Raw genomic sequence first — 24,304 nt, forward strand, 5'->3', positions numbered from 1 at the left:
GTGCATGACAGGGACGACCACGTCCGGCCTCGGACGGACGGCGCTCGGCCCCGGGCATCGCGAAACCAATCGATGGGCCGTGCTCGTCGTGCTCTGCGCCAGCCTCATGCTCGTCGCCCTCGACTCCACGGTCCTCCATGTGGCGGTACCCGCCGTCTCCGAGGACCTCCGTCCCGGAGCCGTGGAACTGCTGTGGATCGTCGACGCCTATCCGCTGGTCGCGGCCTCCCTGCTCATCCTCTTCGGCACCCTCGGCGACCGCGTCGGACGCCGCCGCATCCTGCTGCTCGGCTACGCCCTCTTCGCCCTCGCCTCCGCCGTGGCCGCCTTCGCCCCGACACCCGAAGTGCTGATCTGCGCCCGAGCCCTGCTCGGCGTCGGCGGCGCCATGATCATGCCCGCGACCCTGTCGATCCTGCGGCATGTCTTCCCCGACCGGCGTGAGCGCGCCATCGCCATCGGCGCCTGGAGCGCCGTCGCCGCGATCGGCGCGGCCGTGGGGCCGCTGCTCGGCGGATTCCTGGTCCAGCACTTCTGGTGGGGCTCGGTCTTCCTGGTCAATATCCCGCTGATGGCGATCTCCCTGCCCGTCGGCCGCTACCTGCTCCCCGAATCGACGGGCGACGGCGAGGGGCCGTGGGACGTGCTCGGCGCGCTCGTCGCCGCCCTGGGCATCCTCTGCCTGGTCCTGGGCGTCAAGCGGGCCGGAGGTGACACGGGCGTGGCCGCGCCCGAGGCCGTCGTACCGTTCCTCGCGGGCGTCGGCCTGATCTCGCTGTTCGTCCGCCGCCAGCGCCGCCGCAGGCATCCGCTGGTGGACATGCGGCTGTTCTCCCGGCCCGCGTTCAGCACCGCGGTCGGCTGCATTGTCATCGCGATGCTGGCCCTCGTCGGCCTCGCCCTGATCGCCGTGCAGTACCTCCAGCTCGTGCTCGGGCTGAGCCCCCTGGAGGCGGGCCTGCGGCTGCTGCCGCTGACGTTCTCCGCGATAGTCGCCGGCCTGGTCGGCTCCAAGCTGCTGCGCCGCCTCGGCCCTCGCACCATGGTCATACTCGGCTTCGCCTCCACCGCGGCCGGTGTCCTTGTGCTCACCCTCATGGGCCAGCACGACCGCCCGGCGCTGCTGACCTGCTGTTTCCTCGTCCTGGGCTTCGGCATCCAGACCACACTGTTCGCTTCGTACGAGGGCATGCTCAGCGATGCCCCCGCCGGACAGGCGGGCGGAGCCGCGGCCATCGGCGAGACGTCCTACCAGCTCGGCGCCGGGCTCGGTGTCGCGATACTCGGCAGCGTCATGAACGCCGCCTACGCCCCGGCGGTCAGCCGAGCCCCCGGCATCCCGCAGCCCTCCCGAGACTCCGCTCAGCACTCCCTCGGCGAGGCCTACGAGGTCGCCTCCGGTCTCGGCGGGCCGACCGGCGCCACGCTGCGCCAGGCCGCCAGGGCCGCGTTCGTCCACGGCCTGCATGTCACCCTGGTGGTCAGCGCGGGCGTGCTCCTGCTCGGCGCGCTCGCCGCCCTTCGCCTGCCGCGCACCTTCGACGGCTGCGAGCAGCGCGAGGACGGCCAGGAGCGCGTGCTCGCCGAGGGGGAGCGAGTTCTGGCCACCGCCCGCTCGGGCAGCTGACGCGACGAACCTCTCACTCGCGCCTGCGGGCTGGACCCGAGGGTGTGTTGGCCGTACCGTCTGCTCGGGACCCGGGTGATCAATCTCCGGTACGTCCGCCCTGCCCGACAGCGGAGAGCAGCCATGACCACGAGCCCACCGCCGCCGTTCGACCCTCGTGACCCGCTGGGCCTCGACGACCTGCTCGGCGACGAGGACCGCGCCGTTCGGGAGACCGTGCGCCGCTGGGCGCAGACGCGGGTGGCCCCGAACATCGCCCAGTGGTACGAGAGCGGCGAGCTCCCCGAGGTCCGTGAACTCGCCCGCGAGCTCGGCTCCATCGGCGCCCTGGGCATGCAGCTCGAGGGCTACGGATGCGCGGGCGCCAGTGCTGTCCAGTACGGGCTGGCCTGCCTGGAGCTCGAGGCCGCCGACTCGGGTATCCGCTCCCTGGTCTCGGTGCAGGGCTCGCTCGCGATGTACGCCGTCCACCGCTTCGGCTCGGAGGAGCAGAAGCAGCAGTGGCTGCCGTCGATGGCCTCGGGCGAGACCATCGGATGCTTCGGCCTCACCGAGCCCGACCACGGCTCCGACCCGGCCGGAATGCGCACCCGCGCCAAGCGGGACGGCTCCGACTGGATCCTCACCGGCCGCAAGATGTGGATCACCAATGGCTCCGTGGCCGGTGTGGCCGTCGTCTGGGCCCGCACCGAGGAGGGCATCCGGGGCTTCGTCGTCCCGACCGGCTCCCCGGGCTTCTCCGCGCCCGAGATCAAGCACAAGTGGAGCCTGCGCGCGTCGGTCACCAGCGAACTCGTGCTGGACGACGTCCGGCTGCCCGAGGACGCGGTGCTCCCCGGCGTCGTCGGGCTTCGCGGCCCGCTCAGCTGCCTCAGCCATGCCCGCTACGGCATCGTGTGGGGCTCGATGGGCGCCGCCAGGTCGTGCTTCGAGGCGGCGCTGGAGTACTCCACCACCCGGGAGCAGTTCGGCAGGCCCATCGGCGGCTTCCAGCTGACGCAGGCCAAGCTCGCCGACATGGCCGTCGAGCTGCACAAGGGCATCCTGCTCGCCCACCACCTCGGCAGCCGTATGGACGCGGGAAGGCTGCGCCCCGAGCAGATCAGCTTCGGCAAGCTCAACAACGTCCGTGAGGCCATCGAGATCTGCCGGACCGCCAGGACGATCCTGGGGGCCAATGGCATCTCGCTGGAGTACCCGGTGATGCGCCATGCCACGAATCTGGAGTCGGTGCTCACGTACGAGGGCACCGCGGAGATGCACCAACTCGTTCTCGGCAAGGCGCTCACCGGGCTCGACGCGTTCCGCTAGGCGCGGTGGCGGCCGCGCCGGTCGGCCGAGCGGCGCGGCCGGGGGATCGATCGGAGGCGTGACCGGCCGTCCGGGCCGGATCAGCTCTGGTTGAAGAACCCCCGGTCGCTGGTCCTCGCGGCGGCGCTGCTGTCCATCACGCGGTACGCCGCCGGGGTCAGCAGGAAGACCCGGCTGGCCACACGCTCGATGGAGCCGCGCAGCCCGAAGGCCAGACCCGCGGCGAAGTCCACGACGCGCTTGGCGTCCGCGGGGTCCAGCGCCGTCAGGTTCATGATCACCGGGATGCCGTCGCGGAAGTGCTCGCCGATGCCGCGCGCGTCCCGGAAGCCGTCCGGGGTCACGGTGGCGATCCGCCGCCCGTTCTCCTGGGCGCTGTCCGAGGCCACCCGGATCCGGGGGTCGGTCACCCAGGAGTCACCGGGCTCCGGACCCTCGGCGTACTCGTCGTCGTAGTACCGCTCGTCATCGCCGTCTTCAACGAGTCCCAGCCAGGCACTCGCCCTACGCACCGAACCCATGGACGCCTCCTCTCACGCGCGGTCGAGCTGTCCGCTACCCCTATCGTCGTCCATGATGTGGAGATCGCGCCAAGCGGATAGTAGTAGCGGCGGGGTTTCGTGACAGTACTGGTGCACTCGGTGCCCTGGATACTGGCGTGCAATCAGTCTTTCGATGACACACCGAAGGTGACGGGCAGGAAGTACGTTTTACGTGTGATCGCACGAAGTCCTCACCGCAATTCCTCCCCGAGAAAAGCGAGTTGACCTTCTCGCGGGTCTCGCACGACCGCTCGGCGGGTCGCCCCGACCCCCCTCCCGTGTGCCGGAAGGGGGTGTGCCGGGCGGCGGATCTCGGCCGATGAGGAGATGTCCGTCACGTTGGACGCCCAGGGGTGAATGTGACGGCATCCGGACGTAGCGAGGTGTCCTCGGAGCCCTCGCCAGGTGCCGTGAGGCATCTGCGGGTACGGCCACGTGGCCCAAGGGTTCACTCCTGCAACTCCAGCTCCCGCTCCAGGGCGGCCAGTTCCTCGGCCGATCCCTGCACCTTGGGGCCGGTGAACCACTTCCTGGCCGACACCGCCCACCACACCCCGGCGAAACCGAGGACGACGAGCACGGCCAACGGGGTGTAGTTGAAGTTCGCCGCCTTCACCGGGCTCGCCGTCGGCAGCATGAACAGCACGCTGATGAAGCAGACCCAGGCCACCGCCACGATGCCGATGGGGCGGCTCCACCGGCCCAGGTGCCAGGGGCCGCGCTCGAAGCGGTCGCCCTGGCGCAGCCGCAGGAAGGTGGGGAGCACATAGGCGATGTAGAGGCCGATGACGGCGATGGAGGTCACGGCGGTGTAGGCCGTCACGTTCCACAGGTAGGGCAGGCCCAGCAGGAACGCTCCGCCCGCGGCCAGCCAGATCGCGTTGGTGGGCGTGCGGGTACGCGGATTGACGCGGTGCCAGAAGGAGGAGAGCGGCAGCGCCCCGTCACGGGAGAACGCGTAGATCATGCGCGAGTTCGCCGTCACGGACGACATCCCGCAGAACAGCTGCGCGCCGATGGCTATCAGGAGGAGCAGCTTGCCGGTGGTCACGCCCGCGGAGTCGATGAAGATCTGCACCGGCGGCACCCCGGTCGTCGAGGCGAGTTCCTTGTCGTAGTCCTGGATCGCGAAGGTCAGGCCGATCAGCAGGATCCAGCCGGCGGCCAGGGAGACGACGATGGACGCCACGATCCCTTTGGGACCGGAGCGGGCGGCGTCGTGCGTCTCCTCCGTCATATGGGCGGAGGCGTCGTAACCGGTGAAGGTGTACTGGGCGAGGAGCAGGCCCAGCAGGGCGACATAGAAGGTGGAGCCCCAGCCGGTGTTGTTGACGAAGTGGGTGAAGACGAAGTCCGCCGAGCGGTGGTGCGCGGGTTTGACCGCGAGCACGCCCACGATGACGAGCACGCCGACGACGTGCCACCAGACGCTGATGTCGCCCAGCAGGGCGACCAGCCGCACACCGAACTGGTTCAGCAGAGCGTGCAGCAGCAGGACGCAGCCGAAGACGAGAACCGTGTGGCCGGGGGTGGCCGAGAAGCCCCACTGGAGGTCGAGGAAGGCATTGATGAACGTGGCCGCGCCGAAGTCGATGCCCGCGGTGACGGCGACCTGGCCGAGGAAGTTGAACCACCCGGTGAACCAGCTCCACGCCGGCCCGTTGCGCGGCGCCAGCTTGGCCGACCAGTAGTACAGGCCCCCGGCGGTGGGGAAGCTCGAGCAGACCTCCGCCATCGCCAGGCCCACGAAGAGGGTCATCAGACCGACGATCGGCCAGCCCCAGCTGATCATGGCGGGGCCGCCGGCGTTCATCCCGGTGCCGTACAGGGTCAGGCACCCGGACAGGACCGAGATGATGGTGAACGAGACCGCGAAGTTGGAGAAGGCCGACATACGTCTGCGCAGCTCCTGCGCGTACCCGAGCTCGTGGAGCCGCTGCTCGTCCTGGGTCGACAAACGCCACCTCCGTGGGAGTTGCAGAGCAGAGTGGGCCAATGGTGGCGGTTGTTGTCCGATCTGCACAGGGGGTGGGTGCTGTGAAGTTTTGGCCAGTGGTTACCATGGCGGGCTGATCGCGGAAGAGCGTGGAACGCGCGAGACACAGGGGGAGTGTTGTTCGGGATCATTCGGCCGTGCCGCCACCGTCTGCCGGAGAAGCTCGCCACCGCGTGGATGGCCCACTTGTGCGGCCTCTGCCTGGCGCTTCGTGACGACCACGGCCAGATGGCACGTGTCGTCACCAACTACGACGGTCTGATCATCTCGGTGCTGGCGGAGGCACAGGCCCCGCCTTCGACGGACAGCCGCCGTGCGGCGGGGCCCTGCCCGCTGCGCGGGATGCGCTCCCACGAGGTGGCGCGCGGCGAGGGCGCCCGCCTCGCCGCGGCGGTCTCGCTGGTCCTGGCCTCGGCCAAGGTGCGTGACCATGTGGCCGACCGGGACGGGCTGCTCGCCCGCAGGCCCGTCGCCGCGGCGGCCCGCCGGGTGGCCGCGCGCTGGGATCGCAAGGGAGCGGCCACCGGGGCCGATGTCGGCTTCGACACCGCGGTGCTGGTCGAGGCGGTGCGGCGGCAGCCCGAGATCGAGGCCGCGGGCGGCACCCTGCTGGAGGTGACCGAGCCGACCGAGACGGCGACGTCGGCGGCGTTCGGGCACACCGCCGTGCTCGCCGGCCGCCCCGGCAATGTCACCGCGCTGGAGGAGGCGGGACGGCTCTTCGGGCGGCTCGCCCACCTGCTGGACGCGGTGGAGGACCTGGAGGAGGACGCCAGGACGGGCGCCTGGAATCCGCTGGCCGGGACCGGCACCGGCCTCGCCGAGGCCAGAAGGCTGTGCGACGACGCGCTGCACGGCATCGAACTCGCCCTTCGGGACGTGGAGTTCACCGACGGCAAGCTTGCGCACGTCCTGCTCGTGCACGAGTTGCGCCGCTCGGTGGACCGGGCGTTCGGGACGACGGGGCACGCGTGCACGGCGACCCGGGGTGCCACGGGAGCCGGGGGCGTCAAGGCTGCCTTCGGGCCGCCGCAGGCACCGCATCCGCCGGGCGCGCCCCACCCGCCGGGCAATCCCTATGGACCGGGCGCGCCGCCGCCCGAGCCGCCCCACCGCGGAGGCCGCAGGCGCGGGCTCGTGGCCGGCTGCGCGGTGTGGGCCGGGCTCTGCCTGACCTGCCAGGTGTGCTGTTCGGGGGAGTTCCACGATCCCTGGACCGGTGAGAAGCGCGAGGGCCTGTGCCACAAGTGCGACTGCGACTGCGACGGCTGTTGCGATGGGTGCGACTGCTGCGATGGGTGCTGCGATGGATGCGACTGCTGCGACTGCGGATGCGACTGCGGCTGCTGAACGGCGGGTCGGCCCCGGTCAGGGAGTGCCGTTCCGCCCGTCCCTCCCGACCAGGGCCTTCTCGAACGGCAGCGGGCCGATCGTCTCCGGATCCGCCGTCAGGTCGAACAGGGGCGAGTAGCCCTCCGCCAGGTACAGCCCCCTGGCCTCGGGCTGGCGCGGGCCCGTCGTCAGATACATCCGCCGGTAGCCGTACGCCCTCGCCTCGTCCTCCAACGCCCGCAGCGCCCGGCGGGCCAGCCCCCTGCGGCGGTGCGCGGAGGACGTCCACATCCGCTTGACCTCGGCGGTCTCCTCGTCGTAGCGGCGGAACGCGCCACCCGCCACCGGCCCGCCGTTCTCCAGCAGGAGCAGGAACGCCCCCGCGGGCGGGGCGAACTCCTCGGGCGGGTAGCGGTACACCTCCTCGTTGGGGCCGTACCGCTCGTTGTACTCGCGGTGCAGCTCCTCGACCAGCGGGCGGGCCGCGGGATCGGCGATGGAGGTGCGGTACACCTCGATACCCGCCGGCGTCACCACCTCGAAGCCCATCCCCCGCTCACCCGTCCGTGCGCTGCCGCTCGGCGTCGCGCTTGGCGACCTCCTCGCGCACCAGCGGGATGACATGGCGTCCGAAGTCGATGGCGTCGTCGAGCAGGTCGTAGCCGCGGGCGGACAGGATGTCCACGCCGAGGTCGTAGTAGTCGAGCAGCGCCCGCGCCACCGTCTCCGGGGTGCCGACCAGGGCGGTGGAGTTGCCCGCGCCACCGGTCTCGGCGGCCGTCGGCGTCCACAGCGCGCGGTCGTGCCGCTCACCCTCGGCGGCCACGGCCAGCAGGCGCTGCGAACCGGCGTTCTCCGGGTTGCCCGTGTGATGGCGGATCAGCGCAGTGCCATCGGCCTTGCGGGCGCGGATCCTCGCCAGGGTGCGGTGCGCCTTCTCCCACGCCAGCTCCTCCGTCGGCGCGATGATCGGCCGGAACGCCACCTGGATCCTGGGGACATCGGTGCGCCCGGCCGCCTTCGCCGCCGCCTTCACCGACTCGATCTGCTCGGCGGTCTGCGCCAGGGGCTCGCCCCACAGGCAGTAGATGTCGGCCTCGGCCCCACCGGCCGCGTAGGCGGCGGGGGACGAGCCGCCGAACGACACCCGCGGGCGCGGCTGCTGCACCGGGAAGGTATCGCTGACGAAGTCCTCGAACCGGTAGTGCTCGCCCTCGTGGTCGAACGGCTCGTGCGTGGTCCAGATCTTCTTCACGACCGAGATGTACTCACGGGTGCGTGAGTACCGCTCGTCCTTGGTGAGGAAGTCGCCCTCGCGCGCTTGTTCGTGGTCGTTCCCGCCGGTGATGAAGTGCACGGTCAGCCGCCCGTCGCTGATCCGGTCCAGCGTGGCGAACGTCTTGGCGGCGAAGGTCGGGTAGGAGACATTGGGCCGGTGCGCCAGCAGGATCTGGAGCCGGTCCAGATGCGAGGCGATGTAGGCGGCGGCCGGGGCGGGGTCGGGCGACCCGGAGCCGTAGGCGAACAGCACCCGGTCCCACCCGTAGTCCTCGTGGGCGCGGGCGAGCCGCAAGGTGTACTCCTTGTCGAACGACGCCCCGGAGCGGGGGCCCGTCTCGGAGCCGTCATTCGTCGCGGCAATACCGAGGAACTCGACAGGCATGGCTGTGTGCCTTTCTCGAAACACTGGAAACAAGGCCGGAACACGGAAACACCGGTCCGGAACCCGGTCGGACGCATGGGGCCGAAACACGCGTCCTGGAAGAGAACGCCGTGCGGCAAGGGCAAACGCGTGAAGGCGGGGCGAATCAAGGAGAAGGCAGCTCGAATGCCCGTGGAATACGCCCCCGTGGACGGAATGCCGTCAGGAGGGGCGGGGACGTCGTCGCACGGCGGCTACCGGGTCAGCGGCAACACGAGCACGACCACACACGACCGAAGTCGATGTGGTCGCGGGTGACCAGCCGTTGCGGACGCATACGAACAGTTGAACAGCGAACCGCGGTCGCGTCAACCGCGAGGTGTTCCACCGCCCGCATTCTGGACGGGCTTGACAACGGACGTCGTTGACGCTTTAGCTTCGAACAGGGTGGCGCCGAGGCGGTTGCCACCCGGTCGCGTTGAGGGGCGCGGCAGCGCGTGAGGGCGAATTGCTCGAATTCCCGACTCTTCCCGTCATCCGCCATGCGTCGCGCCCCACGACGGAGCCCTCTCCATGACCGCGCACCCGCGCCCTTCCTTTTCCCCGACCGTGTCTTCCCCGACCGTGTCTTCCCCGACCGTGTCTTCCCCGGCCGGGCCTTCCCCGGCCGCCCCATCCCCGAACGCGTCCGCGACGCTCGTCGTCGTCGGCGCGGGCCCCCGGGCCACCGGCCTGCTGGAGCGGATCGCGGCCAACGCCCCCGAGCTGTCCGGCGGACGTCGTCTGCACATCCACCTCGTCGACCCGTACCCGCCGGGAGCCGGCCGGGTCTGGCGGCTCGAGCAGTCGCCGCTGCTGCGGATGAACTCGATGGCGGAGGACGTCACGATGTTCACCGACGAGTCCGTGGTGTGCGACGGCCCCATCCGGCACGGGCCCTCGCTGGCGCAGTGGGCCGAGCGCGTTCGCTCCGGCGAACTGCGCGTCCCCCTCGAGCCCGACCTCGAGGACGAGTTGGCCGGGCTGAGCGGCTCGACGTTCCCCACCCGCCGGTTGCAGAGCGCCTATCTGACCTGGGTCTTCCAGCACACCGCCGACTCCCTGCCGCCCAACATCACCGTCGAGGTCCACCGCAAGCACGCCGTGCGGATCACCGGGCCGCGCCGCGGCACGCAGTCCGTCTGGCTCGACGGCGAGCCGGTGCCGCTGACCGCGGACGTGGCCGTCCTCGCCCTCGGCCACCTCGACGCCCTGCCGGACCGACAGGAGCGGGTGCTCGCCGCCTTCGCCCGCGACCACGGACTGACCTATCTGCCGCCGGAGTTCTCCGCCGACAGCGACCTGTCCGGCATCAGGCCCGGCGAGGCCGTCCTCATGCGCGGCTTCGGCCTGGCCTTCGTCGACCTGATGGTCCTGCTGACCGAGGGCCGCGGCGGGACCTACACGGAGGGTCCGCGCGGAACTCTGCGGTACCACCCCTGCGGTCAGGAGCCCGTGCTGTACGTCGGCTCCCGGCGCGGAGTCCCCTACCACTCCAAGATCGGATATCCGCTCACCGGCGAACGCCCGCCCCTGCCGCGATTCTTCGGCCCCGACGCCGTCGACGCGCTGCTGGCCCGGCCAGGACGCCTCGACTTCCAGCGCGACATCTGGCCCCTGATCGCGAAGGAGATCGGATACGGCTACTACCACCGGCTGTTCACCGCCCACCCGGAGCGGACAACGGTCAACTGGCCGCAGTTCGAGGAGAAGTACGCGGCCGTCGACCACGGCAGCGCCGAACTGCAGGCCCTCGTTGCCGCGAGCATTCCGGACCGCGCCGACCGGCTCGACCTGGAGGCCCTGGACCGGCCGCTGGAAGGGCTGCGCTTCGGCGGGCCGGAAGCGCTCCAGGACTATGTGCGCTCCTACATCGGGCTGGACATCGCCCGTCGAGCGGACCCCCGCCACAGCGCCGACCTCGGCGCCTTCCTCGCCCTGCTGTCGGCGTACGGCAATCTGCCGCGGCTGATCGCGTCCGGCGCGATAGCCCCCCGCTCCCGGCTGCGCGACATCGACGGGTGGTGGCACGGGTTCTTCAGCTACCTGGCCTCCGGTCCGCCCGGGCCACGCCTCGAACAGATGCTGGCGCTCTCGCGCGCGGGCATCGTCAACTTCGTCGGCGCCGACATGCGGATCACCACCGACCACGAACGGGGCGTCTTCCGGGCGGGGAGCGCCGGCCTGCCCGGCGAGGTCGAGGCGACCGCGCTCATAGAGTCGCGGCTGCCCGCGGCCACCGTCAGCCGGACCCGCGACAGGCTGCTGCGCCGACTCCACGAGGACGGCGCGGGCGGGGAGGAGGTGCTGCGCGACGGCGAACGGAACATTCGCACAGGGCTGCTGACGGTCTCGGCCGAGGACGCCCGGGTCCTCGACGGACAGGGCAGAGCGCACCCGCGCCGCTTCGCGCTCGGGGCGCACACCAACGCCCGCTCGTTCGCCGCCTTCGCCCGGCCGGGCACCAATGCCCCGGCCTTCCGCCAGAACGACTCCACGGCCCGCGCGCTGCTGCGCCTGCTCGGCGAGATCGCCGAGCAGGCGTCCGAGTCCCTGTCCGGGACCCTGTCCGAGCCTCAGTCGGGGTCCCTGTCCGAGTCTCGGCCCGGGTCCATGTCCGGGTCCCTGTCGGGCCGTATGTCCGAGTCCGCGTCCGAGGGCTTGGCCCGCCCCGTGTCCGAGTCCGGGTCCGAGTCCGTGTCCGAGCGCTTGGTCGAGCCCGCGTGCGCCCCCACCGCCGCCGCCCCGGACGACCGGAAGGAGGCCACGTGGGCCTGACCGCCGATCCGCCCCCGCGTTCGCGGCGCACGTCATGCGCCCCCACGCCCCCTCCCAGAGCCCGGCCATGGGCCTCCCGGGGCCGGTGGAGCGGGGAGGGGAACATTCGCGGAAGAGGTGGTTCCTGCGGCGGGCAGCGTCCCAGCAGGTCAGAAGGTGTCCTGCTGGGAGGCTAGCTACGCGGGTTGCGCGCGCGGCCTGAATGCCCCCTTGTGCAGCGCCCCGTGCTGTCTGAATACTTCCCTCGACTCTTTGTCAGGGGCACGTCGAAACTGGCGGTGTCCGGGCATCGGGCTGCCAGGTCGGCCCACCCATCGGTCGGCCTTTCCTCACCGGAGGTTTGAGTGAAGATCAGACGCTCCATTGCCACCCGCGCCATTCCTCGACACGCCCGGCTGATCGCCGCGGCCTCGGGCCTGATCGCGGTGAGCGCCTTCGTGGTTCCCACGGCGAGCGCCGCGACCGACGCCAAGGCCGCGTCCCCCGATCAGGCCGCCACTGTCGCGTCCAGGCTCGGCGCGGACAGCACGGCCGGCAGCTACTTCGACTCGGCGGCCAAGAAGATGGTCGTCAACGTCACCAGTGGCTCCGCCGCCTCCCAGGTTCGCGCGGCCGGCGCGATCCCGAGAACCGTCAAGCACAGCTCCGCCGACCTGGCCAAGGCCGGCTCGGCGATCCAGAAGTCCGCGAACATCGCGGGCACCGCCTGGGGTGTGGACGTCAAGACCAACACCCTGCGCGTCTCGGCGGACTCCAGGGTCACCCGTGCGCAGATGGCCAAGCTGCACAAGGTCGCCGCACGATTCGGCGGCGCGGTCACCGTTGACCGCGTGTCCGGCAGGTTCAGCAAGCTCCTGTCCGGCGGCGACCCGATCTACGCCGACGCCGGCTGGCGCTGCTCCGTCGGCTTCAACGTCCGCAGCGGCAGCACGTACTACTTCCTGACCGCGGGCCACTGCACCGAGGGCTTCCCGAACTGGTACACCAACTCGTCGCTGACCACGTACATCGGTCCGACGGCGGGCTCCAGCTTCCCGGGCAACGACTACGGCATCGTCCGGTACGCCAACACCGCGATCTCGCACCCCGGCACCGTCGGCAGTGTGGACATCACCGGTGCGGGCAACGCCTTCGTCGGCCAGTCGGTGACGCGCCGCGGCAGCACCACGGGCATCCACAGCGGCACCGTGACCGCCTTGAACCAGACCGTGAACTACGGAGGCGGCGACATCGTCTCGGGCCTGATCCGCACCACCGTGTGCGCCGAGCCCGGCGACAGCGGTGGGTCGCTGTACTCCGGCAGCACCGCCATCGGTCTGACCTCCGGTGGCTCCGGCAATTGCAGCTCCGGGGGAACGACCTTCTTCCAGCCGGTCACCGAAGCGCTCTCCGCCTATGGCGTGAGCGTGTACTGAGCCTATGGCGTGAGCGTGTACTGACCGCGCCCGCGGTCCCTCGTTCGGTGTCGGCCGGGCTCCGGCCGAGGGACCGCCACCGATCCACAACCGATCCCCCCACGTGATCCACATTCCGCGGGGAAAGGAGGTGCCCCGGACGCCAAGCAGCGGCGTCCGGGGCACCTTCGCGCCTGTTCGGCGAGAGGTACCGTGGAAAACGAGCCCCGGTGGATCCCCCTGCTGGGGCGGCTGGTGCGGTAGAGCCTGGTATGGAGAGCAGGGGGTGCCCCGATGCTCATCGAGATCTTGGCAGGGGTGCTGGCGGGCGGCCTGGTGGCATTCGCGGCGAGCGCCCGGGTGGTACAGCAGTACGAAAGAGGCGTGGTGCTACGCCTGGGGCGGCTGAGGGGCCGGGTGAGAGGCCCCGGCTTTACGACGGTCATCCCGTTCGTCGACCGCATCCGCAAGGTCAATATGCAGATCGTGACGATGCCGATCCCCGCCCAGGAGGGCATCACCCGCGACAATGTCACCGTCCGGGTGGACGCGGTCGTCTACTTCAAGGTCGTGGACCCGGCGGACGCGGTGATCAGGGTGGAGGACTACCGCTTCGCGGTGTCGCAGATGGCGCAGACCTCGCTGCGTTCGATCATCGGCAAGAGCGACCTGGACGATCTGCTCTCCAACCGGGAGAAGCTCAACCAGGGTCTCGAGCTGATGATCGAAAGCCCCGCGGTGGGCTGGGGAGTGCAGGTCGACCGAGTGGAGATCAAGGACGTCTCGCTGCCGGAGACGATGAAGCGCTCGATGGCCCGCCAGTCCGAGGCGGAGCGGGAGCGCCGGGCCCGGATCATCAACGCGGACGCGGAGCTCCAGGCGTCCCACAAGCTGTCGGAGGCCGCGGCGGTCATGGCCGAGACCCCGGCCGCGCTCCAGTTGCGGCTGCTCCAGACGGTGGTGGCGGTCGCGGCGGAGAAGAACTCCACGCTGGTGCTGCCGTTCCCCGTCGAGCTGCTGCGCTTCCTCGAGCGAGCGGCGCAGAACGACCCGTCGTCCGTGCCCTCGTCCTCCTCCGCTTCTTCCTCGTCCTCGTCGCCGTCCTCGTCGCCCTCCGCGGCTGCGCCTTCGTCCGCGGCTGGGCCCCATGAGGTGCCGCCCTCCGTTCCGAAGGCCCCCGTCGAGCCCCCGCCTGTCCCGCCCGGGATCACGTCGCCGGAGCCGTCGCCTCAGTCGAAAGACGGCGAACTGTCCGATTGAGCGGGGTCAATGGGGTGTGTGACTCCTTGTGCATGTTCCTCAACAGACCACCTGAGCGAGGTAAGCCTCTGCGGCGCGGGTACGCAGCCGATCGCCTCGGCCGGTGACGCCACGGTCGGCCGGGCGGTCAAGCGCGGCGGCGGCACCACGCAGGTGCAGGACGGCACCGTGACGGGTCTGAACGTGACCGTGAAACTACTCCGGTGGCAGCGGCGACTGCGTCGGGCGGTGGGGAGACCTTCTTCCAGCCGGTGACCGAGGCGCTGAGCGCCGAGGGTGCCCAGATCGGCTGAGCGCACTTCGCCGGCCACAGCCCGGGTCGCTTCACAGGCACTCCCCACAGGGCCGACGGGCCCGGACGCACCCCCATGGTGCCCGGGCCCGTCCTGTTGCGTGCTGGTGTTCCGCGTTGTCCGGCCCGCGACGCGTTGTCCTGCCCGCGCGGCGGTGGCGGGCCATTCGGCGGTGGCGGCCTATTCGGCGGTGGCGAGGATCTCGGCCAGGGCGGCGGCCGCATCGTCGGCGTCCTCGCCGCTGGCCCGGATCGTCACGGTTGTCCCGGCCACGGCGCCGAGGCCCATCACGGCCAGGATCCCGGCCGGGTTGACCGTGCGGCCGGCGTGCTCGAGCTCGACGGAGCTGCTGAAGCGGGCCGCGGCTTGCGCCAGACGGCCGGCCGGGCGCGCGTGCAGATGGGCGGGCAGGACCACGGCGATCGTGCGGGAGTCCGCGGTGGTGGCGGAGCCCACAGGGGCAGGGGCAGGGGCAGGGGCAGGGCCGGCGACAGCTGTGCCGGGGCCGGCGATGTCGGTGCTGGTGGCGGTGTCAGAGCTTGAGGGCATGCCGGGCCTCCTTGGCGGCGTCGGCGACCGTCTTGAGGTCCGCTCCGGTCGACGCGGTGACGACGGCCGCGACCGCGCCTTCGACGAAGGGCGCGTCGATGATCAGCACATCGGAGCGGGGATGGTCCTCAAGGACGGTACGGGTGGTGAGTACGGCGCTGCCGAGGTCGGGCAGGACGATCACGCCGCCGCCCCGGTCGGCCTTGGAGATGGCTTGCAGCACGAGGTTGTAGCTGGTGCCGATGCGGCCGTCGTCGGTGCCTCCGGCGACGGTCACCGGAACGCTGTCCGAGCCGATCTGCCCCACCAACTGGCAGAGACCGGCAGCGAGATCGGCGCTGTGTGACACGAGTACGATGCCGACAGGTCTGGTCATGAACAAGGATATTAGATCTAGGAACGCCGTTCATCAATACCGAATGCAGGAGTATTTATGGTTCAGTCGGTGCAGCGCGCGGTCCAGATCCTCCGGGAGCTCTCGACCTCGGGCCCCCGCCTCGGTGTGACCGAGCTGGCCGACCGCCTCGGTGTGGCCAAGCCCACCGTGCACGCTTTGCTGCGCACCCTCGAGGGGGAGGGGCTGGTCGTCCAGGACCGCGAGAGTGCCAAGTACCAGCTCGGACCGGCCCTCGTCGGGCTGGGCAACGCCTACCTCGACACCCAGGAGCTGCGCACCCGCTCGCTGACCTGGGCGGACCTGCTGGCCACGCGGGCCGGCGAGGCGGTGTGGGTCGGCGTGCTCACCGGCGACCACGTCCTCGTGGTGCACCACGCCTTCCGTCCGGAGGGCGCGGTGCAGATCCTCGAGGTCGGCGCCAGTATCCCGTGGAGCACCTGCGCCCTCGGCAAGGCCGTGGCCGCGTTCGCCCCGGAGGCCGAGCGCCGGCGGCTGCTCGCCGGCGACCTCGCGGTATTGACCGGTGCGAGCATCACCGACGCCGCCGTCCTGAACAGCCAGCTCGAACAGGTCCGCGGGACCGGCTACGCGCTGGAGGACCAGGAGTCGGCCCTGGGCGACGCGGGTATCGCCGCCCCCGTCTTCGGCCGCTCCGGTGAGGTCGTGGGCGCCATCGGCGTCGTCGGGCCGGTGGAGCGCCTTCTCGCCGAGTCCGCCCGCCAGGACATCGCGGTGGCGGTCCGTGAGACGGCCCGCAATCTCTCCCGCGATCTGGGAGCTCCTCGGGGCGGCGCCCGGGGAGCGGGTGTCTGACCCCCCTCGGGCGGGTGGGTCCACCGGTCATGCCCGGATCCGCGTACGGGATTTGCGCGAGGTGAGTGCCTGCTGTCCGTGCGGAACCTCTTGACAGGGCCGAAACGCGGGCATAGCTTCCGACCAATGTTCATTAATGATGAACATCGTACCCGGTATATCCGGCACCCGAGTCGGCCGTCGGGCAGCCTCCCTGACCGAACCCGGCGGCCGACTCCCCCTTCACAACCGCCGTAGCGCGGAGGAGGTGAGACGCCCAACCGCCAACCTGGGTGCTGGGCGCGGTCATGGAAGAGAGCACATATCCCCAAAATCTGCTCGCCGCCGTGTTCGCCGTCATCATCCCCGTGGCGGCCGCCACCGGAGCGTCCATCAACCCGGTACGCAGCGTCGGCCCCATGCCCGTCGCCGAGCTGTTCGGCGGGACCGCCCACTGGGGCAAGCTGCCCGTCCACCTCGCCGCCGAGTGTGTCGGCGCGGTCGCCGCCGCGCTCGCGGGCAAGGGAGTGCGCATCGCCCGCAGCCTGGTCGGCAACTACATCACCAGCCTCGACATGGCCGGTGTTTCCATCACTGTGTGCAAGACCGATGCCGCCATGCTGGCCCTGTGGGACGCCCCCGTGAACACCCCGGCCCTGCGCTGGGGCATGTGAGAACCGGTGGAGGCAGCCGACGCCTCGCCTCGCCCGCCACCGCCTCGCCCGCCACCGGCTCGGCCGTCACCACCCCGGCCGCAGACACCCCGGCCGTCACTGCCCCGGCCGCCTCCGCCGACCCCCCATCCACCCATCCGCCCGCCTCCCCCCGTTTCCGACCAGCGCCATCCCATGAAGGAGACCCCGTGGACATCGCCCTTGCCCGCGCCTGGGTGCAGGCCATCGCCGTTGCCGTCGACGAGCAGAAGGACTACCTCACCCAACTGGACTCGGCCATCGGTGACGCCGACCACGGCAGCAATATGCACCGAGGGTTCACGGCCGCCGTCGCCGCCGTCGCCGCGCTGGAGCCGGCCTCCGTCGGGGATGTGCTCACCAAGACCGGCACCACCCTCGTCTCCAGCGTCGGCGGCGCCTCCGGCCCCTTGTACGGCAGCGTCTTCCGCTCCATGGGAAAGGCGCTGGACGCCCCCACCGCGGACCCGGAACAGTTCGTCGCCGCTCTCGCGGCCGGGCTGGAGAGCGTCAAGAGGCTCGGCGCCGCGACACCCGGCGACAAGACGATGATCGACGCCTACACCCCCGCACTCGCCGCCTTCCAGCGAAGCGTCGGGGCGGCCTCCGACTTCGGTGCCGCCGCCGAGGCGGCCGCCGACGCCGCGGAGACCGGGATGCGGGAGACCACGCCGATGCAGGCCCGCAAGGGCCGCGCCTCCTATCTCGGCGCGCGCAGCGTCGGCCACCAGGACCCCGGTGCCACGTCCACCGCGCTGATCTTCCGCACGCTCGCCGAGACGGTGAACGCCCGGTGAGCCGCGAACCGGCCAGTCCCCGCGTGAGCGGGGCGAGGACGAACCGGCCGACATCATGGGCGTCAATGTCTGCATCGCCTACGGTCGGAATCTGAAGGCCCGGGCCGTCGAAGGGGCGCGGCGGCGCGGCTTTCCGTGGACGCCTACGCGGGCGCCATCGCGGCGCTCGGCGACCCCACCCTCGCCGAACGCGCCGCGGACATCCCCCAGGTCGGCCGACGTGCCCTGGTCCAACGGAACGGTGACCCCCTTCCGGCCCCCGATGAGCCCCTTGCCCTTGTACTGACCGCAGGGAATCGGCGCGGCCGACCTGCTCGACCCCGGCCGCACCGTCGTCGCGGCCCTCCCCGCACCGTCCCGCGCGCCAATGCCGCGCCCTCCCCGCCGACCGAGCGCCCTCTCCGCCCCCCTTCCCGCTGGGGTGCAGGCTTCTCCCCGCTGGGCGCAGCCGCCTTCTCCCTGCCCGGGCGTAGCCCTCCCTCGTCGCCCGGTGCGGTCTTTCCGCCCGGTCGCAGCCGCTCTTTCCCCGCGCCGTCTCCGTCGGCCGAGCCGTCCTGTTCGGCCCCTTTCCCGCCGGGCGCAGCCGCCTTCTCCCCGCCCAGGCGCAGCGCTCCCTTGCCGCCAACGCGGGCGGCGTAGGCCTCCCGAGGACCGAGCCGCCCTTGCTCAACGCCCGCGCGGGGCCACTGGCGCACAGCACCCCGCACCCGTCGGTCCGGTCCCGCGCGCTCACCGACCGGACCGTCGGCGTCCGCACGCTGGACTTCGCCGACGGCAATCTCCCGCCCTTCCTCGCCGGGGGCGGGAAGGCGAGCGGCTCGGCCGCGGCCCGCCCCTGACGCCGACCCAACCCAACCCGTCCGCCGGCCAGCTCCGAGCCCTCTCCGCCGGCCGAGTCCTCCTCTCCGCCCCTCTTCCCGCTGGGGTGCAGGCTTCTCCCCGCTGGGCGCAGCCGCCTTCTCCCTGCCCGGGTGTAGCCCTCCCTCGTCGCCCGGTGCAGTCCTTCCGCCCAGGCGCAGCCGCCCTTTCCCCGCGCCGCTCCGCCGGGCGCGCAGCCCCCTTTTCGGGCTGCCTCGCGCGGTCCTCCCCCCGGCCCAGTGCTAACGTGTTCGTACGGATGTTCGAGAAGTGTTTATGCTGGTAGGGAAGGTAATCGGGCGAAATGGCTGGGGGGTGTCGGGACGGGAGGCGTGGTGCATGTCGGGCTTTACGCATCTTCATGTCGCCTCCGGTTTCTCACTCCGGTACGGGGCCTCCCACCCGGAGCAGCTGGTGGAGCGTGCCGTCGAACGGGGGCTGGGGGCCCTCGCGCTGACCGATCGGGACGGGGTCGCCGGGGCCGTCCGGTTCACCAAGGCGTGCCGGGAGGCCGGGGTGCGGCCGCTGCTCGGGGTGGAGCTCGCCGTCGCCCCGTTCAAGGCGGCCGCCGCCACCGCTCCTCGTCGGCGTACCCCCGTCAAGGGCGGAGCCTTCATCGACGAGAGCCGGCCGCGCGTCGTACTGCTCGCCCGGGACGACGACGGCTGGGCAGCGCTGTGCCGCCTTGTCGGGGCCGCCCACTCCGGTGGCGCCCCGCGTCCCGTGCTGAGCTGGGAGGACCTGCGGCGCCACGCGACCGGCGGCCTGACCGTACTGCTGGGCCCGGACTCCGAACCCGTCCGTGCGCTGGCGGCCGGCCGCCAGACCCTCGCCGAGGAGCTGCTCGCTCCCTGGCGCGAGGTGTTCGAGGACGCCCTGCGCCTCGAGGCCGTCCACCACGGCCGCACGGGCACGGATCCCGGTTCGCTGCGCCTGGCCGCCCGCACCACCGGGTTCGCGGCTCAGCACGGCCTGCCCGCCGTGCTGGCCAACGCTGTCCGCTACGCCGACTCCGACCAGGGACCCGTCGCCGATGTGCTCGACGCCGCCCGCAGGCTCGTTCCCATCGACCGCCGACGGCTCGACACCGGTGAGCGCTGGCTGAAGGGCCCGTCCGAGATGGCGTGGATCGCCGAACGCGTCGCCGAGGGCGCGGGCCAGGACCACGGGGGAGCGGCCCGGCTGCTCGACGCGACCGAGCGCACCGCCGAGGAGTGCGCGGCGCAGCTGCGCCTGGGCAAGCCCTACTTCCCGGAGCCCGAACTCGTCGGGGCCGACCGCCGTACGGCGGTCAGGGTGCTTCGCTCGCGCTGCACCGCCGAGGTGCTCCGGCGCCGCCTGGACGGGGACCGCGAGATCTGGAACCGCCTGGACGACGAGCTCGGGGTCATCGGGGACCTCGGCTACGCCACGTACTTCCTCACCGTCGCCCGGGTGGTGGACGACGTGCGTGCCATGGGTATCCGGGTCGCCGCCCGGGGCTCCGGCGCGGGCTCGCTGGTCAACCACCTGCTCGGCATCGCCAACGCCAATCCGGTCGAGCACGGCCTTCTCATGGAGCGGTTCCTCTCCCGCAAGCGCAAGGCGCTGCCGGACATCGACATCGATGTGGAGTCCGCCCGGCGGCTCGAGGTGTACCGGAAGATCTTCGAACGGTTCGGGGAGGAGCGCGTGGCGACCGTCGCCATGCCCGAGACCTACCGGGTGCGGCACGCCATCCGCGACGTGGGGGCGGCGCTGAGCCTGGATCCCGAGGAGGTCGGACGACTCGCAAAATCGTTTCCTCACATCCGTGCCCGGGACGCCGGGGCGGCCCTGGCCGAGCTGCCGGAGCTGAGGGACGTGGCCGCCCGCAAGGACCGCTACGGGCGGCTGTGGGAGCTGGTCGAACGCCTCGACGCGCTGCCGCGGGGCATCGCCATGCACCCGTGCGGCGTCCTGCTCTCCGACGCCTCCCTCCTGCGCCGCACCCCCGTCGTCCCCAGCGGTGAGGGCTTCCCCATGTCCCAGTTCGACAAGGACGACGTGGAGGACCTGGGCCTGCTCAAACTCGACGTGCTCGGGGTCCGTATGCAGTCCGCGATGGCCCACGCCACCGCCGAGGTCGAACGGGAGACGGGCGAGCGCGTCGAACTCGACGCACTGGCCCCGACCGACCCCGACACCTACCGGCTGATCCGCACCTCCGAGACGCTCGGGTGCTTCCAGATCGAGTCACCGGGCCAGCGCGACCTCATCGGGCGGCTTCAGCCGAGCACCTTCCACGACCTCGTCGTTGACATCTCGCTCTTCCGCCCGGGCCCGGTGGCGGCCGACATGGTCCGCCCCTTCATCGAGTCCCGCCACGGCCGCCGCCCCGTCCGCTACCCCCACGCCGACCTGAAGAAGTACCTCGAGGAGACCTACGGCGTCGTGGTCTTCCACGAGCAGATCATCCACATCATCCACGAGCTCACCGGCTGCGGCCGGGACGTCGCCGACCACGTCCGCCGTGCCCTGTCCAGCCCCACCCTGCAGGGCCAGGCCCAGGAGTGGTTCCGGCGCAATGCCTCCCGCGGCTACGGCAAGGACGTCGTCGACCACGCCTGGGAGATCCTCGAGGCCTTCGGCTCCTACGGCTTCTGCAAGGCCCACGCCGTCGCGTTCGCCGTCCCCACCTACCAGTCCGCCTGGCTCAAGACCCACCACCCGGCCGCCTTCTACGCCGGGGTGCTCACCCATGACCCCGGGATGTACCCGAAGCGGGTGCTCCTCGCCGACGCCCGCCGCCACGGCGTCCTCATCCTCCCGCTGGACATCAACCGCTCCCACGCCGACTACCGCGTCGAACGCCTCGACGGCGGAGGGCTCGGCCTTCGCCTGGCCCTGTCCGAGGTGCAGGGGATCAGCGAGAACGAGGTCGCCCGCATCGTCGCCGGGCAGCCGTACTCCTCCCTCCAGGACTTCTGGCAACGCGCCCGCCCCCACCGCCCGCCCGCCGAACGCCTGGTGGAGGTCGGCGCCCTCGACCCCCTCTCCGGGCGCCTGACCCGCCGCGACCTGCTCCTGCAGATCGCCGAACTCCACCACCGCCAGGCCGCCGCCGCGAACTCCGGTCAACTGCCCATCGACGCCGAGCGGCCCGAACCTCCCGAGCCCAGCGGACTGCCCGAGATGACCGACGCCGAACGGCTCAGCGCCGAGCTGTCCGTCCTCGGCATGGACGCCTCCCGCCACCTCATGGGGGACCACTACGCCCTGCTCAAGGAGCTGGGCGCGGTCTCGGCCCGCCGTCTGCGCGAGGTGCCCCACGGCGAACAGGTGCTGGTGGCCGGGGCCAAGGCCGCCACCCAGACTCCGCCCATCCGCTCCGGCAAGCGGGTCATCTTCACCACGCTCGACGACGGAACGGGCCTGGTGGACTGCGCGTTCTTCGACGACAGCCACGCCGCCTGCGCGCACACCGTCTTCCACTCCTGGCTCCTGCTGATCCGCGGCACCGTGCAACGGCGCGGCCCGCGCAGCCTCAGCGTGGTCGGCGCCATGTGCTGGAACCTCAACGAGCTGGCCGCGGCCCACCGCGAGGGCGGCCTGCCCGCGGTGCGCGAACTGCTTGCCAGGCCGGTCGAGGACACCGCCCCCGTCCCCGAACGCACCATCTCGATGCCCACCGGCTTTGAGATGCACCCCTGGGCCGACCTGCGGCCCGCGGGCGAGGGCGCGGCAGGCGGACGCAAGCTCTGGCACTCGAGTCCAGGAAGCGCGGGGTGAGCGGTATGACCATCCTCCATGTCCATCTGCACACCACCCCCGAGGAGTACCCCAAGCTCCTGGACCTGCTCGGCGGCATCACCCCGGTCGTCGAGGCACTGCCTCCCGACGCAGCCCTCCTCGACGTGCGCGGCGCCGTCCGCTACTTCGGCCGCGGCCCGAGGGAGCTGGCCGACCTCATCCGGGTCCGCGCCCTCGCCCTGCACGGTGTCACCTGCACCATCGGCGTGGCCTCCAACCGCCTGCTCGCCACCATGGCCGCGCAGAGCGGGCCCTCCGACGCGGTCCGGGCCGTCGACGACACCCCCGAGGCCGTCACCGCGTTCCTGCGGCCGAAGTCCCCCGGGGCGCTGCCGGGGGTCGGCCCGGCAACGGTGAAGGCACTGGTCCGCCACGGCCTGCACACCATCGGGGACGTCGCCGACACCCCGCTCACCACGCTCCAGCGCCTCTTCGGCGGAGCCGGGGGACGCAGGCTGCACGACCACGCCCGGGGCATCGACCCCAGGCCGGTCACCCCCAACGCCCCGGCCAAGTCCATGACGGCCGAGCGGGACTTCCCCCTCGACACCATCGACGGGGACACCGTGCGCAGGGAACTGCTCGCCATGTCCGTCGAGCTCGGAGCCCGGCTGCGCGCCACCTCCCAGGTGGCACACACGGTCGTGCTCACCGTCCGCTACGCCGACCGCTCCACCACGACCCGCTCCCGTACCCCGCGCGATCCGACCAACAGCACCGCGGCGCTCACGACGTGCGTCTACGGCATCCATGAGTCGCTGGGGCTGCAAAGGGCCAGGCTGCGCGGGCTCGTCATGCGGGCCGAGGGGCTCACCGCGGCCGAATCGACCCCGAGGCAGCTGTCGTTGGACCCCGAGGACGAGCGGATCCGCCGTCTCGAGGCGGCCGCCGACCGGGCCGCCGCCCGTTTCGCCGCGGGAGCGGTCACGCCCGCCGCACTGCTGCGGCGGCCGCCGAAGAACGCCGCCTAGCCGCCGACGGCCGCGGCCCCGGCCGTCGGCGTGGGCGTGGGCGTGGGCGCGGGCATGGACGGGCCCGTCCGCGGAACGCGACACGCGCGCCCGGCGAACCGCGGACGGGCCCCGGTCGTCCGTCACCTGCCGCCGGCGGCTCCACGGCGGCGGGACAGGACGAGGGCGGTGGAGCCCAGCACGACGAACGTCGCACCGGCGACGGCCAGCGGCAGGGAGCTGCTGCTGCCGCCGCCGGTTTGGGCGAGGTTCCCGTCGCTGACCGGGGTGGCCGACTCGCCGTTGGGCACCGGGGCGTTGGCCGCGTTCTTGTCCGCCTCGGCCCCGGCCGGGGCCTTCTTCGCCTGCGCGGTGCGCGCGTCCTTGCCGTCACCACCGGTGCCGTGCCCCCCGGTGTTGTGGCCGCCGGTGCCGTGGCTGCCGGCGCCGTCTCCGCCATGGCCGGCGTGGTCGACCGTGGACCGGCTCGCGCCCTGCTCCATCTGCGTCGTCGTCGGCGCGGACGCCTGGGGCGCGGGAGCGCCGGAGCTCTTGCCGAACACGACGTCGGAGCACGAGTAGAACGCCTCGGGGCTGTCGGAGCGCTGCCAGATCGCGTAGATCAGGTGGCGGCCGCTCTTCTTCGGCATGGTGCCGCCGAAGACGTAGGCGCCGTTCTTCAGTTGAGGGTTGGTGACGGAGGCGAACGGCTTCGCCGTCAGATCCGACCACTTCAGCGGCTTCGACGGGTTGTAGCCGTCCTTGGTGATGTAGAGGTCGAACGTCCCCTTGTGCGGCGCGGTCGCCTTGTAGCTGAAGGTGAACGAGCCCGCCTTGACCTTGGTGGCGGGCCAGTCGGCGCGCGGGAGGTCGAGCCCCTTGTACTTGTCGCGGTTGGCCGAGCAGAGCTTGCCGTCCGGGATGAGCTTCTTGTGCTGCGCGGCCGCGTTGGCGATGTTGACCTCGTTCCAGTCGTACAGCGGCTGGGTCCCGCCCGCGGCGACCAGCGCGCGGCAGGCCGCCGACCGGGGATGCTCGGGGCCCTCGGCGAAGCACCCCGCGATCCGGCTCACCGGGTTCTGCATCGAGCCGTGCGCGTACGCGGGCGAGGCGGCGAGAACGGTGAGCATCAGCGGGGTGCCGACGACGACGGCGGCAGCGGCGATCTTGCGGCGTGCGGTCATGTGGGATCTCCTTGACACGTCGTCCTGCGGCTGGCTGCGAGTGGCGAGCGCCACGCTAGCCCCGCCGGTAAGGTCGAATCGCCTGCTCAACGACGGTGGG

Annotated in this window: 19 protein-coding genes and 1 pseudogene; 13 read left to right on the plus strand and 7 right to left on the minus strand. The window is 71.7% G+C overall.

All coding sequences use genetic code 11. The annotated features are described in order from the left end of the window. The first annotated feature begins 4 nt into the window (after positions 1–4). Positions 5–1,627 carry an MFS transporter gene (locus IEY86_RS25855; RefSeq protein ID WP_189134251.1) on the plus strand — a complete coding sequence of 541 codons (1,623 nt, stop codon included), beginning with the start codon at positions 5–7 and terminating at the stop codon, positions 1,625–1,627. Positions 1,628–1,750: 123 nt separating this feature from the next. Further along, on the plus strand, positions 1,751–2,938 hold the full coding sequence (locus tag IEY86_RS25860) for an acyl-CoA dehydrogenase family protein (protein WP_189134252.1): 1,188 nt from the start codon (positions 1,751–1,753) through the stop codon (positions 2,936–2,938). 80 nt (positions 2,939–3,018) lie between these two features. On the opposite strand, the gene IEY86_RS25865 is transcribed toward IEY86_RS25860, so the two are convergent. Beyond that, positions 3,019–3,459: a cell division protein SepF gene (locus IEY86_RS25865; RefSeq protein WP_189134253.1), complete on the minus strand. Its 441-nt coding sequence runs from the start codon at positions 3,457–3,459 to the stop codon at positions 3,019–3,021. 469 nt (positions 3,460–3,928) lie between these two features. Beyond that, positions 3,929–5,374 (minus strand): amino acid permease, encoded by a 1,446-nt coding sequence (locus tag IEY86_RS25870; protein WP_189134305.1) that lies wholly within the window; start codon positions 5,372–5,374, stop codon positions 3,929–3,931. Between the two features lie 219 nt (positions 5,375–5,593). Here IEY86_RS25870 and IEY86_RS25875 point away from each other — a divergent pair, with 219 nt between their 5' ends. Further along, positions 5,594–6,826 (plus strand): DUF5685 family protein, encoded by a 1,233-nt coding sequence (locus IEY86_RS25875; RefSeq protein WP_189134254.1) that lies wholly within the window; start codon positions 5,594–5,596, stop codon positions 6,824–6,826. An 18-nt stretch (positions 6,827–6,844) separates the two neighbouring features. On the opposite strand, the gene IEY86_RS25880 is transcribed toward IEY86_RS25875, so the two are convergent. Both IEY86_RS25880 and IEY86_RS25885 read right to left on the minus strand, forming a co-directional pair. Continuing rightward, the gene (locus tag IEY86_RS25880; RefSeq protein ID WP_189134255.1) at positions 6,845–7,357 is read right to left on the minus strand and encodes a GNAT family N-acetyltransferase; all 513 of its coding nucleotides are present in this window, start codon (positions 7,355–7,357) and stop codon (positions 6,845–6,847) included. Between the two features lie 7 nt (positions 7,358–7,364). After that, positions 7,365–8,471, minus strand: a complete 1,107-nt coding sequence (locus IEY86_RS25885) for an LLM class flavin-dependent oxidoreductase (protein WP_189134256.1) — start codon at positions 8,469–8,471, stop codon at positions 7,365–7,367. Positions 8,472–9,089: 618 nt separating this feature from the next. On the opposite strand from IEY86_RS25885, the gene IEY86_RS25890 reads away from it, so the two are divergent. The 4 genes and pseudogenes from IEY86_RS25890 to IEY86_RS25905 all read left to right on the plus strand — a co-directional run. Beyond that, entirely contained in the window at positions 9,090–11,267 is a 2,178-nt protein-coding gene (locus IEY86_RS25890) for an FAD/NAD(P)-binding protein (RefSeq protein ID WP_229698758.1), read from the plus strand. 344 nt (positions 11,268–11,611) lie between these two features. Further along, positions 11,612–12,682, plus strand: coding sequence for a S1 family peptidase (locus IEY86_RS25895; RefSeq protein ID WP_229698759.1), 1,071 nt, complete (start codon positions 11,612–11,614; stop codon positions 12,680–12,682). Positions 12,683–12,955: 273 nt separating this feature from the next. Further along, entirely contained in the window at positions 12,956–13,921 is a 966-nt protein-coding gene (locus IEY86_RS25900) for a slipin family protein (RefSeq protein WP_189134258.1), read from the plus strand. 39 nt (positions 13,922–13,960) lie between these two features. Further along, positions 13,961–14,214 (plus strand): annotated as a pseudogene (locus tag IEY86_RS25905) (S1 family peptidase); the annotation flags it as partial. 180 nt (positions 14,215–14,394) lie between these two features. Here IEY86_RS25905 and IEY86_RS25910 read toward each other — a convergent pair. Both IEY86_RS25910 and dhaM read right to left on the minus strand, forming a co-directional pair. After that, on the minus strand, positions 14,395–14,763 hold the full coding sequence (locus IEY86_RS25910) for an HPr family phosphocarrier protein (RefSeq protein WP_189134259.1): 369 nt from the start codon (positions 14,761–14,763) through the stop codon (positions 14,395–14,397). Continuing rightward, positions 14,747–15,139: a dihydroxyacetone kinase phosphoryl donor subunit DhaM gene (dhaM, locus tag IEY86_RS25915; protein ID WP_189134260.1), complete on the minus strand. Its 393-nt coding sequence runs from the start codon at positions 15,137–15,139 to the stop codon at positions 14,747–14,749. Before dhaM ends, IEY86_RS25910 begins: the two co-directional genes overlap by 17 nt. Before the next feature lie 57 nt (positions 15,140–15,196). Between dhaM and IEY86_RS25920 the strand changes: the two genes are divergently transcribed. The 6 genes from IEY86_RS25920 (at position 15,197) to IEY86_RS25945 (ending at position 23,041) form a co-directional block, all read left to right on the plus strand. Continuing rightward, positions 15,197–15,973 (plus strand): IclR family transcriptional regulator, encoded by a 777-nt coding sequence (locus IEY86_RS25920; RefSeq protein ID WP_189134261.1) that lies wholly within the window; start codon positions 15,197–15,199, stop codon positions 15,971–15,973. 287 nt (positions 15,974–16,260) lie between these two features. Beyond that, a complete protein-coding gene (locus IEY86_RS37615) occupies positions 16,261–16,626 on the plus strand; it encodes a dihydroxyacetone kinase subunit DhaK (RefSeq protein ID WP_189134262.1) in 366 nt (121 codons plus the stop codon). A gap of 188 nt (positions 16,627–16,814) precedes the next feature. Next, positions 16,815–17,441 carry a dihydroxyacetone kinase subunit DhaL gene (gene dhaL / locus IEY86_RS25930; RefSeq protein WP_189134263.1) on the plus strand — a complete coding sequence of 209 codons (627 nt, stop codon included), beginning with the start codon at positions 16,815–16,817 and terminating at the stop codon, positions 17,439–17,441. 662 nt (positions 17,442–18,103) lie between these two features. Continuing rightward, on the plus strand, positions 18,104–18,280 hold the full coding sequence (locus tag IEY86_RS25935) for a hypothetical protein (RefSeq protein WP_189134264.1): 177 nt from the start codon (positions 18,104–18,106) through the stop codon (positions 18,278–18,280). Positions 18,281–18,638: 358 nt separating this feature from the next. Further along, on the plus strand, positions 18,639–22,049 hold the full coding sequence (locus IEY86_RS25940) for a DNA polymerase III subunit alpha (protein ID WP_189134265.1): 3,411 nt from the start codon (positions 18,639–18,641) through the stop codon (positions 22,047–22,049). 5 nt (positions 22,050–22,054) lie between these two features. Then, entirely contained in the window at positions 22,055–23,041 is a 987-nt protein-coding gene (locus IEY86_RS25945; protein ID WP_189134266.1) for a DNA polymerase Y family protein, read from the plus strand. Between the two features lie 122 nt (positions 23,042–23,163). On the opposite strand, the gene IEY86_RS25950 is transcribed toward IEY86_RS25945, so the two are convergent. Then, on the minus strand, positions 23,164–24,204 hold the full coding sequence (locus IEY86_RS25950; RefSeq protein ID WP_189134267.1) for a lytic polysaccharide monooxygenase auxiliary activity family 9 protein: 1,041 nt from the start codon (positions 24,202–24,204) through the stop codon (positions 23,164–23,166). Positions 24,205–24,304: the final 100 nt, after the last annotated feature.

The organism is Wenjunlia tyrosinilytica (assembly GCF_014646055.1).
In the GTDB taxonomy this organism is placed as follows: domain Bacteria; phylum Actinomycetota; class Actinomycetes; order Streptomycetales; family Streptomycetaceae; genus Wenjunlia; species Wenjunlia tyrosinilytica.